Source organism: Globicatella sanguinis, assembly GCF_002847845.2.
GTDB lineage: Bacteria > Bacillota > Bacilli > Lactobacillales > Aerococcaceae > Globicatella > Globicatella sanguinis.
The window spans coordinates 1,601,005-1,613,595 of the sequence record NZ_CP126962.1; the positions used below are offsets into that span (position 1 = coordinate 1,601,005).

12 protein-coding genes are annotated in these 12,591 nt (G+C 36.4%); 11 read left to right on the forward strand and 1 reads right to left on the reverse strand.

The genetic code is table 11. From position 1 onward, the window contains the following. The first annotated feature begins 6 nt into the window (after window positions 1–6). Entirely contained in the window at window positions 7–1,290 is a 1,284-nt protein-coding gene (locus tag CYJ72_RS07075; protein WP_284628890.1) for a uracil-xanthine permease family protein, read from the forward strand. An 81-nt stretch (window positions 1,291–1,371) separates the two neighbouring features. On the opposite strand, the gene CYJ72_RS07080 is transcribed toward CYJ72_RS07075, so the two are convergent. Then, window positions 1,372–1,998 carry a hypothetical protein gene (locus tag CYJ72_RS07080; RefSeq protein ID WP_101813084.1) on the reverse strand — a complete coding sequence of 209 codons (627 nt, stop codon included), beginning with the start codon at window positions 1,996–1,998 and terminating at the stop codon, window positions 1,372–1,374. A gap of 194 nt (window positions 1,999–2,192) precedes the next feature. On the opposite strand from CYJ72_RS07080, the gene CYJ72_RS07085 reads away from it, so the two are divergent. The 10 genes from CYJ72_RS07085 to CYJ72_RS07130 all read left to right on the forward strand — a co-directional run bounded on the left by CYJ72_RS07085 (window position 2,193) and on the right by CYJ72_RS07130 (window position 12,362). Next, complete coding sequence (locus CYJ72_RS07085) at window positions 2,193–3,071, forward strand: branched-chain amino acid ABC transporter permease (RefSeq protein WP_066124421.1); 879 nt, start codon at window positions 2,193–2,195, stop codon at window positions 3,069–3,071. Between the two features lie 9 nt (window positions 3,072–3,080). Continuing rightward, a complete protein-coding gene (locus CYJ72_RS07090) occupies window positions 3,081–4,049 on the forward strand; it encodes a branched-chain amino acid ABC transporter permease (protein ID WP_066124419.1) in 969 nt (322 codons plus the stop codon). Further along, window positions 4,046–4,822: an ABC transporter ATP-binding protein gene (locus CYJ72_RS07095; protein ID WP_066124418.1), complete on the forward strand. Its 777-nt coding sequence runs from the start codon at window positions 4,046–4,048 to the stop codon at window positions 4,820–4,822. Before CYJ72_RS07090 ends, CYJ72_RS07095 begins: the two co-directional genes overlap by 4 nt. Next, window positions 4,822–5,526, forward strand: coding sequence for an ABC transporter ATP-binding protein (locus CYJ72_RS07100; RefSeq protein WP_066124416.1), 705 nt, complete (start codon window positions 4,822–4,824; stop codon window positions 5,524–5,526). Before CYJ72_RS07095 ends, CYJ72_RS07100 begins: the two co-directional genes overlap by 1 nt. A 7-nt stretch (window positions 5,527–5,533) precedes the next feature. After that, window positions 5,534–6,181, forward strand: a complete 648-nt coding sequence (locus CYJ72_RS07105) for a CBS domain-containing protein (protein ID WP_284628897.1) — start codon at window positions 5,534–5,536, stop codon at window positions 6,179–6,181. A 225-nt stretch (window positions 6,182–6,406) separates the two neighbouring features. Next, window positions 6,407–6,823 (forward strand): 30S ribosomal protein S12, encoded by a 417-nt coding sequence (gene rpsL / locus CYJ72_RS07110; protein ID WP_066124412.1) that lies wholly within the window; start codon window positions 6,407–6,409, stop codon window positions 6,821–6,823. A gap of 52 nt (window positions 6,824–6,875) precedes the next feature. After that, window positions 6,876–7,346 (forward strand): 30S ribosomal protein S7, encoded by a 471-nt coding sequence (rpsG, locus tag CYJ72_RS07115; RefSeq protein ID WP_066124410.1) that lies wholly within the window; start codon window positions 6,876–6,878, stop codon window positions 7,344–7,346. Window positions 7,347–7,447: 101 nt separating this feature from the next. Further along, entirely contained in the window at window positions 7,448–9,538 is a 2,091-nt protein-coding gene (gene fusA / locus CYJ72_RS07120) for an elongation factor G (RefSeq protein ID WP_101813081.1), read from the forward strand. 128 nt (window positions 9,539–9,666) lie between these two features. Then, on the forward strand, window positions 9,667–10,854 hold the full coding sequence (gene tuf / locus CYJ72_RS07125; RefSeq protein ID WP_066124406.1) for an elongation factor Tu: 1,188 nt from the start codon (window positions 9,667–9,669) through the stop codon (window positions 10,852–10,854). Window positions 10,855–11,135: 281 nt separating this feature from the next. Next, window positions 11,136–12,362 (forward strand): mechanosensitive ion channel, encoded by a 1,227-nt coding sequence (locus tag CYJ72_RS07130; protein WP_101813080.1) that lies wholly within the window; start codon window positions 11,136–11,138, stop codon window positions 12,360–12,362. Window positions 12,363–12,591 lie beyond the last annotated feature (229 nt).

Sequence of the window (12,591 nt, forward strand, 5' to 3'; positions counted from 1 at the left end):
GGAAAGATGGAGACATCAACAAACAAACCATTATTATTAGACGTTAATGAAAAGCCGGCCTTTTTACCTGGAGTGTTGCTTAGTTTTCAACATGTATTTGCAATGTTTGGCGCAACAATTTTGGTGCCTTTAATACTGGGGATGTCAGTTTCTACCGCTTTATTTGCTAGTGGTATCGGGACGCTGATTTATATCTTTGCAACTAAAGCGCAAGTTCCGGTTTATCTTGGCTCATCATTTGCTTACATATCAGCCATGGCGATAGCAAAGGAAGCAATGGGTGGTGAAATAGATGCAGCTCAAACAGGGATTATGTTGGTAGGGATTGTCTATGTTTTAACAGCTGTATTAATTAAAAAAATTGGTAGCGAATGGGTTAATCGAATTCTTCCACCAGTCGTAATTGGTCCAATGATTATGGTAATTGGATTGGGATTAGCGAATTCAGCCGTAACCAATGCAGGGTTTGTTAAAGATGGTGATTGGCGCAATATTGTGGTTGCTTTGATTACATTCGGCGTATCAGTTCTTATTACTATCAAAGGCAAAGGTTTTATTAAAGTCGTACCTTTCTTAATTGCCATTATAGTAGGGTACCTTTTTGCGATTGTTTTTGGATTAGTAGATTTTACTCCAGTGGTTAATGCCAAATGGCTAGCTATTCCTGACTTGAGTTTACCGTTCGCGACTTCTTTTTCGAGTCTAAAACAATATAATTTTTATTTTGGACCAGAAGCTTTGGCAATTTTACCGATTGCTATCGTGACAGTTGCCGAACATATCGGCGATCATATCGTATTAGGCGAAATTACTAATCATGACTTTGTTCAAAAACCTGGATTACACCGAACATTAATTGGTGATGGGGCAGCAACTTTTGTGTCAGCCTTAATCGGTGGACCAGCCAATACAACCTATGGTGAAAATACTGGCGTTATTGGTATGACCAGAATAGCGAGTGTGTCAGTTATTCGAAATGCCGCCGTAATTGCGATTATCTTAAGTTTCTTTGGAAAATTTACAGCCTTAATTTCAACCATTCCTAATGCGGTATTGGGTGGAATGGCCATCCTTTTATATGGGGTTATTGCAAGTAATGGATTAAAAGTCATGATAAAAGCAAGAACGAATTTTAATCACTCACGTAATCTTATTATTGCCAGTGCGATGTTAGTCATTGGTTTAGGTGGGGCTGTTTTAGAATTAGGATCAGCTTTAACTATATCAGGGACCGCTTTAAGTGCTATTGTCGGAGTTATTTTAAATCTAGTCTTACCAGCAGAAGATTAATAAAGAACAATAGACATTTTCTATTTGTCGCTATCTTAAGTTAGCACGGTAGAAAATGTCTATTTTAGTATTTTGTATGATTCAGCACTGCCGCATTAAAATAAGCGCTGCCGCAATAGGGTCGAGTGGTAAACAAAGCTGTTCGAGGCTTTGAAGATTATAGAGTTTTAAACGATCTTGTTTTTGTAGCCAATCAATTAAAAGTGATTTGATAATAGGGATGGTTTTATTAACTCCTTCTACCTTAAAATTTAAGGTAGCGGCTAATGTTAAAGGAAACCAAGCAATGAGATTGAGTAATGATTGATGGATAATATATTCAGGCTCATCTTCATGGATTACTAATAATTCATTACTTTTCAGTTGTTCTAGTCTCGTTTGTTGATGAAAAGAGTAGTGGTGAGAGAGTTTATGAAAATTTACAGGGAAATTATGATTTAGAAAAGATAATAACTCGTTAAAATATGATTGGCTTTCGATAATGAGATTTTGTTGATAAGCAGTGACGATTTTAAAAATAGAATCGCTTAAAAAATCAACAGGTATTGAGTGGGATGGGTCTGGTAATTCTCGCTCAATAATTTTAGCGTAAACCTCTAAGGTTTGTTTTAGTAGTAGATGTGTTGGAATCCCTATTTTGGATTGTGTCCCTTGCAACAAAGGATGAGTACTAATAGTGACAGCACAATTAACGATATGATGCGACATTCTCTAACCTCCTTAAGAAAACGTTTACTTTATTGTAATAAATTTAACAAAGGAAGTCTAGTCAAGAATTAATGAAATGAAAAGGATTTATTTCTTAAAAATGATAAAGTTTCTCATAATTCGATTGAATTAATTGCCGTTTTAAGGTATACTCCAACTACAAATTAAATTATAGTAAGAAGGGGTTAATGATTATGCAATTATTTATGCAACAACTCATAAACGGAATTGCCCTGGGGAGTATTTACGCGTTGGTCGCCTTAGGTTATACCATGGTTTATGGAACCATTAAATTAATAAACTTCGCTCACGGCGATATCTATATGGTGGGAGCTTTCTTTGGATATTATTTGGTCAGTGTTTTACATATGAATGTTTACTTAGCGATGATTGTCGCCATGTTCTTTTGTGCCATTTTAGGAGTGGTGATTGAACGGATTGCATATAAACCGCTAAGAAATTCAACACGTGTGGCAGCCCTCATTACTGCAATTGGTGTATCTTATTTACTGCAAAATTCAATGATTTATTTCGTGGGACCTGAAGTTAAGGCCTTTCCAAGTACCGTTACGAACCAAATTTATAGAGTGTTCGGATTGGTAATTAATTCTAAGCAAATACTTGTTTTTATCACAACCGTTATTTTTATGGTTTTATTACAAATCATTGTGAAATATACCAAGATGGGAAAAGCAATGCGTGCGGTAGCGGTTGATGCAGAAGCGGCTCAATTAATGGGCATCAATGTCGATCGGGTGATTTCTTTTACGTTTGCTCTCGGGTCCGGTTTAGCAGGAATTGCGGGTGTATTAGTTGGTGTTTATTATAACTCAATTATCCCGACGATGGGGATTACGTATGGATTGAAAGCTTTCGTAGCAGCGGTGGTAGGTGGAATCGGTAGTATTCCAGGTGCGATGGTTGGTGGGTATTTGATTGGCTTATTAGAAACAATTGTAACTTTCTTAGGATGGTCGACCTATCGTGATGCGGCTGTTTATGGATTGTTAATTGTTATATTATTAGTATTACCTTCCGGATTATTCGTTAAAAATGTGAGAGAGAAAGTTTAGGTGGTCAAGATGGAAAGATTACATTTAAAAAATATCATATGGTTACTGACCGCAATTTTAGGATTTGTATTATTGTTATTTTTAGTCAATAGAGGCATTATTAATCGTTTTTATCAAATTACTCTGGTTACTATTATGTTGAATATTATTTATGCTGTCGGACTGAATTTGGTCTTAGGAATTGCAGGGCAATTTTCTTTAGGACATGCTGCTTTTATCGCAATCGGTGGCTACTCCAGTGCCATCATTAGTAAATCATTCGAAAATAGTTTAATCGGCATGTTTGTAGGAATGGGGATTGGTGTTGTTTTATCTATTTTACTAGCTTTAATAGTAGGTATTCCGACATTAAGATTAAAAGGTGATTATTTAGCTATTGCGACTTTGGGTGTTGCAGAAATTGTTCGGGTAGTCATTAATAATATGAGAGATTTAACCAATGGCCCGGCAGGAATTAGTGGAATCCCTCTCGTTACAACATGGCAATTAGTTTATTTCTTTTTAGTTATCACGACTATATTTATTCTTAATTATGTCTATAGTAGTGCTGGGCGTGCGACAATGGCTATACAACAAGATGAAATTGCCGCTGAAGCAATGGGGGTTGATGTTACAAAATATAAAGTACTAGCATTTGTCATAGGGGCAATCACTGCCAGTATCGCAGGAGCATTACAAGCGAATTATATTGGTATTGTGACACCGAGTGATTATACTTTTGCTAAATCAATTGATATTTTAATTATTGTGGTGTTTGGTGGAATAGGTAGTTTTACCGGTACCTTTGTAGCCGCCATTATTTTAGGAGTATTAAATGTATTTTTACAAGATTTTGGCCAATTAAGAATGATCATTTATGGATTTTCGGTTATTTTAATCATGATTTTTAGACCTGGTGGTTTGTTAGGGACCTCAGAATTAAGAATCGGTCAAATAGTTGCTAATTTGTTTAATCGTCGTAAGGAGGTAGCTAAATGAGTTTATTAGAAGTAAATCAGTTGACTAAAAATTTTGGTGGTTTAGCAGCAGTCTCCAATGTATCGATGCATTTAGAAAAAAATGAATTAGTGGGACTTATTGGACCTAATGGGGCAGGTAAAACGACGTTTTTTAATTTGTTAACTGGCGTTTATGTTCCAAGTGAAGGCGAAGTGAAAATGCATACCCATCAAGGGGAGAAAATATTAAATGGACTAAAGCCGGATAAAATAAGCAGTTATGGTTTAGCTAGAACATTTCAAAATATTCGTTTATTCAAAGATCAACCTGTAATTGAAAATGTCATGGTCGCCATGAATCGTGAACAAGGCAATTCGCTATTTTCAACGATTTTTAGAACCAATCAATTCTACCAAACAGAAGAAAACTTAAGAGCCGAAGCAATGAAACTATTGAAGATTTTCAATTTAGATCAGTTAGCAAATGAAAAAGCAAAAAATCTCGCTTATGGACAACAGCGCCGATTAGAAATTGTTAGAGCGTTGGCGACTAAACCTAAAATTTTATTTTTAGATGAACCCGCGGCTGGAATGAATCCTAATGAAACAGCAGAATTGACCGAGTTAATTGCACAAATTAGAGAGCAATTTGATTTGACGATTGTTTTAATTGAACATGATATGTCATTAGTAATGAAAATCTGTCAAAGAATATATGTATTGGAGTATGGACGTTTAATCGCTCATGGTACTCCTGAGGAAATTAAACAAAACCCTGATGTTATCAGAGCTTATTTAGGAGGTGACGAATAATGCTTGTTGTAAATGATTTAGTTGTCAATTATGGTATGATTAAAGCGGTAAGACAAGTTTCATTTGAAGTTAAAGAAGGCGAAATCGTCACCTTAATCGGAGCAAATGGTGCTGGAAAGTCGACTATATTGAGAACAATCTCTGGATTGGTAAAACCCGCTTCGGGTTCAATGGTTTTTAACAATAATGACTTGCTTAAAATGAGTCCACAAAATATTGTAAAAAATGGCCTAATACATGTGCCAGAAGGTCGTCATGTATTTAAAGGAATGACTGTTAAAGAAAATTTAGAAATGGGGGCTTTTCTAAGAAAGGATAAAGAAAACTTAGCGCAGGAAGTAGAAGAGGTTTTTGAGCGATTCCCTGTTCTTAAAGAGAGAATTAATCAAGACGCTGCGACCTTATCAGGTGGTGAGCAACAAATGTTAGCAATGGGAAGAGCGTTGATGTCAAAACCAAAATTATTATTATTAGATGAACCATCAATGGGTCTAGCTCCAATTTTTATCCGAGAAATATTCAATATAATCACGGAAATTAATAAAAAAGGCACGACCATTTTATTAATCGAACAAAATGCCAAAATGGCTCTTTCCATTGCCGACCGGGGATATGTTTTAGAGACTGGAAAAATTGTTTCAAGTGGAGCAGGCCAAGAGTTATTAGCAAGTGATGAAGTTCAAAAAGCCTATTTAGGAGGTTGAGTTAACGATGTATGTAAAAAATTATATGACCACCAATTTGATTTTAATTGGACCAGAAGCATCCATTATAGATGCTAATGATTTAATGAAGCAACATAATATTAATCGTTTGCCTGTAGTAGAAAACGAGCGTTTAGTTGGACTCATTACCCGCAGTATTATTGCTGAAAATTCACCATCAGGTGCGACAAGTTTAAGTAAGTTTGAACTCAATTATCTATTGGATAAAACAAAAGTGAAAGATATTATGGAAAAACAGGTTATCCAAATATCACCTAATCATCTGCTTGAAGAAGCAGCTGTCATTATGCGCAATTCAAATATTGGGGTATTAGTGGTAAGTGAAAACAACCAGATAAAAGGAATCATCACGGATAAAGATATTTTTAGAGCCTTTGCTGATATCTCAGGCTATAATATTCCAGGTTCTAGTGTCGTAGTGGCAGTGCAACAAGATCGTCGAGGGGTTATTGAGGAGATAGGTGATGCACTATTAGAATCAGATTCTAACCTGACAAACTTAGTGGTGTATCATACAGAGGATGGGATTCGAGTCGTTATTCACATTGATAGTGATAATCCTAGTGATTTAGTTGAAAAACTAAAAAATCGAAATTTAATCGTCAATTCAGTCCAAGTTAAAGAAATAGAATAGAAAAATGAGCATTTGTGCTCATTTTTTTGTTTTTTTAGTTGACGGCGCCTATAATTTATGATAAGTTTATGTAGGTGTTTTTAATGACAGATTCCTGAATACCAGTCGTGCTGACTGCTTAAAAACCCTATCACTAGGAGGCAACAAAGGTTGCTGTAAATTTTTTATTCAAAAATGACACACTTGGATGTGTGGACTAAGATTTTAAGAGAGGAGGACCTTTAAATGCCAACAATTAATCAATTAGTTAATAAACCACGTAAGTCAAAATCAACTAAATCAAATTCACCGGCTTTAAATAAAGGTTACAACAGTTTCAAAAAAGCTCAAACAGATACATTCTCACCTCAAAAACGTGGTGTTTGTACACGTGTGGGTACTATGACACCTAAAAAACCTAACTCAGCATTACGTAAATATGCCCGTGTTCGTTTATCAAACTTAATGGAAGTTACAGCTTATATCCCAGGGATCGGCCATAACTTACAAGAACACAGCGTGGTTTTAATTCGTGGTGGTCGTGTTAAAGACTTACCAGGGGTACGTTACCACATCGTTCGTGGTGCTTTAGATACAGCAGGGGTTAATAACCGTGCTCAAAGCCGTTCAAAATACGGTACTAAAAAACCTAAATCTAAATAATCAATTAAAATAGAGACTTAAATAAATACAATTTCAGAAAGGAGGATTTTGAATGCCTCGTAAAGGAGCAATCGCTAAACGTGAAGTTTTAGCAGATCCAATTTATAATTCAAAATTAGTTACCCGTACAATTAACCGTTTAATGGTTGATGGAAAACGTGGTAAAGCTGCAACAATCTTATATTCAGCTTTCGATATTATCCGTGAACAAACAGGCCAAGATCCATTAGAAGTTTTTGATCAAGCAATTGAAAACATTATGCCATTATTAGAAGTTAAAGCTCGTCGTGTCGGTGGTGCCAACTTCCAAGTACCAGTAGAAGTTCGTCCAGAACGTCGTTATACTTTAGCTATTCGTTGGTTAGTGAACTACTCACGTCTACGTGGTGAAAAAACAATGGAAACTCGTTTAGCTCGTGAAATCATGGATGCTGCCAACAACACAGGTGCTTCAGTTCGTAAACGTGAAGACACACATAAAATGGCAGAAGCAAATAAAGCATTTGCACACTACCGCTGGTAAGATTTTTATGTTAGAATTTTTAATGACAGCATTTTATTTAATGGTAAAATGCAGTCATTTGTTGACATCTACTCAAAAAATGAAAGAGGGGTATATTTCAGATGGCAAAACGAGAGTTTTCTCTTGAAAAAACACGTAATATCGGTATCATGGCTCACATCGATGCTGGTAAGACAACAACGACAGAACGTATCTTGTACTATACTGGTCGTATCCATAAAATTGGTGAAACTCATGAGGGTGGAGCTCAAATGGACTGGATGGAACAAGAACAGGAACGTGGTATTACCATTACTTCAGCTGCAACAACAGCTCAATGGAACAACCATCGTGTAAACATTATCGATACTCCAGGACACGTGGACTTTACTGTCGAAGTAGAACGTTCATTACGTGTATTGGACGGTGCGGTCGCATTATTAGACGGACAATCAGGTGTAGAACCTCAAACTGAAACAGTTTGGCGTCAAGCGAGTGCATATAATGTTCCTCGTGTTGTATTCGTTAACAAGATGGATAAAACCGGTGCTGACTTCTTATATTCAGTAGGGACAATCCATAGCCGATTACAAGCGAATGCTCACCCTGTTCAATTACCTATTGGTGCTGAAGATAACTTCAGAGGTATCATTGATTTATTAAATATGAGAGCTTACTTATATAATAATGATTTAGGTACTGATATCGAAGAAATTGATATTCCTGAAGAATACCAAGAATTAGCTGAAGAATGGCGTGGTAAATTAGTTGAAGCTGTTGCTGAAACAGATGAAGATTTAATGATGGCTTACCTTGAAGGTGAAGAAATTGATGTACCAACATTAAAAGCAGCTATTCGTAAAGCAACAGTAGCAGCAGAATTTTATCCAGTATTCTGTGGTTCAGCTTTCAAAAACAAAGGGGTTCAATTATTACTTGATGGTGTAATTGATTATTTACCTGCACCAATCGATATTCCTTCAATTAAAGGAACGTTACCTGATACAGGTGAAGAAGTAGAACGTCATGCAGATGACTCAGAACCTTTCTCAGCATTAGCATTTAAAGTTATGACAGACCCATTCGTTGGTCGTTTAACATTCTTCCGTGTTTACTCTGGAACTTTAGAAGCAGGTTCATACGTTAAGAACTCTACTAAAGGAAAACGTGAACGTGTAGGACGTATCTTACAAATGCACGCTAACTCTCGTCAAGAGATTGCAGAAGTATTCTCTGGAGACATTGCTGCAGCAGTAGGATTAAAAGATACAGGTACTGGTGACACTTTATGTGATGAAAAAGAAGAAGTTATCTTAGAATCAATGGAATTCCCAGAACCAGTTATTGAAGTTGCAATTGAACCAAACTCAAAAGCAGATCAAGATAAAATGGGGATTGCATTACAAAAACTATCTGAAGAAGATCCAACATTCCGTGCATCAACTAACCATGAAACTGGACAAACAATCATCGCTGGTATGGGTGAGTTACACTTAGATATTATCGTTGACCGTTTGAAACGTGAATTTAAAGTTGAAGCAACTGTAGGTGCTCCACAAGTTTCATATCGTGAAACTTTCCGTGGTACTACTCAAGCAGAAGGTAAATTCGTTCGTCAATCAGGTGGTAAAGGACAATACGGTCACGTATGGATTGAATTTACACCAAATGAAGAAGGTAAAGGATTCGAATTCGAAAACGCGATTGTTGGTGGGGTTGTTCCTCGTGAATATATTCCTGCAGTCGAAGCCGGCTTGAAAGATGCAATGGAAAACGGTGTGTTAGCTGGTTTCCCATTAGTTGACATTAAAGCTAAATTGTATGATGGATCATACCACGATGTCGATTCATCAGAAACAGCCTTTAAAGTAGCAGCATCAATGGCATTGAAAGCAGCTGCGAAAAAAGCTAATCCATCTATTTTAGAACCAATGATGGCCGTAGAAATTACGGTTCCTGAAGAATACTTCGGTGATGTAATGGGTCACATCAACGCTCGTCGTGGACGTGTTGAAGGTTCAGAAGTACGTGGTAACGCACAAGTTGTTAAAGGGATGATTCCTTTAGCAGAAATGTTTGGATATGCAACTACATTGCGTTCAGCAACTCAAGGACGTGGTACATTCTCAATGACATTTGATCACTATGAAGATGTTCCTAAATCTATTGCTGAAGAAATCATTGCAAAATACGGTACTAAATCAGCTGAATAAGCCTGAATTAGCACACTAAAATCTAGAAGGACTGTATTATTGAAATTATAGTCCTTTCTAGGTATAATAATTATGATAGATTAATCATCTATAAAAATAGAACTCATTCTTAGGAGGAATTAACTAAAATGGCAAAAGAAAAATTTGACCGCTCAAAACCACACGTTAACGTCGGTACATTAGGACACGTTGACCACGGTAAAACAACATTATCAGCAGCTATCGCAACAGTGTTAGCAAAACAAGGATTCGGACAAGCTCAAGCTTATGACCAAATCGATAACGCTCCAGAAGAAAAAGAACGTGGAATCACAATCAACACTTCTCATATCGAGTATGAAACAGCTAACCGTCACTACGCTCACGTTGACTGCCCAGGACACGCGGACTACGTTAAAAACATGATCACTGGTGCTGCTCAAATGGACGGCGCAATCTTAGTAGTTTCTGCAGCTGATGGTCCAATGCCTCAAACACGTGAACATATCTTATTATCACGTCAAGTAGGTGTTCCTTACATGGTTGTCTTCTTAAACAAAGTTGACATGGTTGACGATGAAGAATTATTAGAATTAGTTGAAATGGAAGTTCGTGATTTATTATCTGAATACGAATTCCCTGGAGACGACGTTCCAGTAATCGCTGGTTCAGCTTTAAAAGCTTTAGAAGGCGAAGAACAATATGAAGCAAAAGTATTAGAATTAATGGAAGCTGTAGATACATACATTCCAGAACCAGTTCGTGATACTGAAAAACCATTCATGATGCCAGTTGAAGATGTGTTCTCAATCACAGGTCGTGGTACAGTTGCTACTGGACGTGTTGAACGTGGACAAGTTAAAGTTGGTGACGAAGTTGAAATCGTTGGTATTGCTGAAGAAATTAGCAAAACAACTGTAACTGGTGTTGAAATGTTCCGTAAATTATTAGATTACGCTGAAGCTGGAGATAACATTGGTGCGTTATTACGTGGTGTTACACGTGAACAAATCCAACGTGGTCAAGTATTAGCAAAACCAGGAACAATTACACCTCATACTAAATTCGAGGCGGAAGTTTACGTATTATCAAAAGAAGAAGGTGGACGTCATACTCCATTCTTCGCTAACTACCGTCCTCAATTCTACTTCCGTACAACTGACGTTACAGGTGTTGTAGAATTACCAGAAGGTACAGAAATGGTAATGCCTGGAGATAACGTATCAATGACAGTTGAATTAATTCACCCAATCGCGATTGAAGATGGAACTCGTTTCTCTATCCGTGAAGGTGGACGTACTGTTGGTGCTGGTACTGTTACTAAAGTTGTTCAATAATTTTAATTAAATTGTTTAGGTGATTGATTTAGGTCAATCACCTTTTTTTCGCTTAAAGTTGAATCTCTCTGTAATGAGGAGGCACTTTCTCTATCGATACAAAAAATGGCTCTTTGTCAAAGGGTATGGGTAACATAAGTGACCCTGATTATTCAACCCCTGGGCTTTAAAGTACCGAGCAATGATTAAACAGAATTTAAAAAGTTTATGCTTGCCTCGTGACGACTAGCAATTTATTGTTAGTATTGGTATAATTGTTGAAGTTAGAAAGGAGCACCTATATGAAAATAAATGAACTATTTAATAAGATATATTCTGCATTACCAGGTCTTTTAGGCGCTGCTCTACTGTTGGTCATAGCCTTATTTATGGCTTTTTTAGCAAAAAAATTAACTACAAAGGGATTGGATAAAGTAGAGTTTGATAGCAAATTGCAAAAATGGGGAATGGCGAAGAATGACGAGGAATCGAACATCTTTATTGAAACAATCGGTTCTCTGGTATATTTTGTGACCATTCTATTATTTACACCATTCATATTTACTGGCTTGAATTTATCTGGTGTAGCGGACCCTGTTATTATTATGTTAGATAAATTTTGGGATTTTATCCCTAATTTACTAGTATCCGTGATGATTATTATCATCGGATCCTATTTATGTAAATTCATCAAAAAATTAAGTCGCAATTTATTCGAAGGAATTGACGTTGATCGTTGGTATAGAAAGTTAATCGGACAGCAGGAAACAGCAGAATTTGTAACAGAAACTCGGTTAGCTGATGTTTTATCTTCTATTATATATGTTTTAATTTACATCCCTATCATTACGGTAGCTTTACAAATATTAGGAGTATCAACAATCTCAGATCCCATTGTATCTGTTCTGAATCAAATTGTGAGTGTCATACCGAATGTATTGGCTGCGGTAGTTCTTGTAATCATTGGTAATTTTATTGCTAAATTGGTCGCTGACTTAATTGAGAGTATGTTGAAAACTTCAGGTATTGATAAATATTCTCAATATTTAAACTTTAAAGGCGAAACGAGTATTTTGATTTCAAATGTATCGGCTCAAATTATTCAAGCGGTATTGATGATATTTTTCCTAGTTGAAGCCATTTCGGTTCTACAATTAGATGTATTAAACTCAATTGGTAATTCGATTATTGCCTACTTGCCGGCTGTTGTGAGCTCAGTTATTATCTTAGCAGTAGGGATTATTGGAGGAAATGTATTGGCTACATTTTTAGCGAAAGTATCGGGCAGTAAACTGTTTGGAGAATTCATTCGATACGGGGTTATTATTTTTGCTGTTTTCATGACCTTGGATCAATTAAAATTTGCACAAACGATTGTCAATACTAGTTTTACTATGTTGCTTGGTGCATTTGCAGTTGCATTTGCTTTAGCCTTTGGATTGGGTGGAAGAGACTTTGCTGCCAAACAACTTGAAAAAGCAGATCGGGCTTTAAATAATGAAACAGATCTAAATGAAAAAAGTGAATAAATCAAATAAAATAAGCCATGTAAAAGGCTTATTTTATTTGATTAAAATTGAAAACGAAATCACAAAAAAAGTTTAAAAAAGGCCTTGCTATTATACATTGTTTTCCGTATAATAATAGCTGTGCCTATTTATAGGGATTATTATGCTCTAAAACAGGCCCCCTATTTAAGAGGGGAGACGGCAATGAAGCGAGAGGTTGTGACACACTAGGGTGAGTTGCCACGGCTTA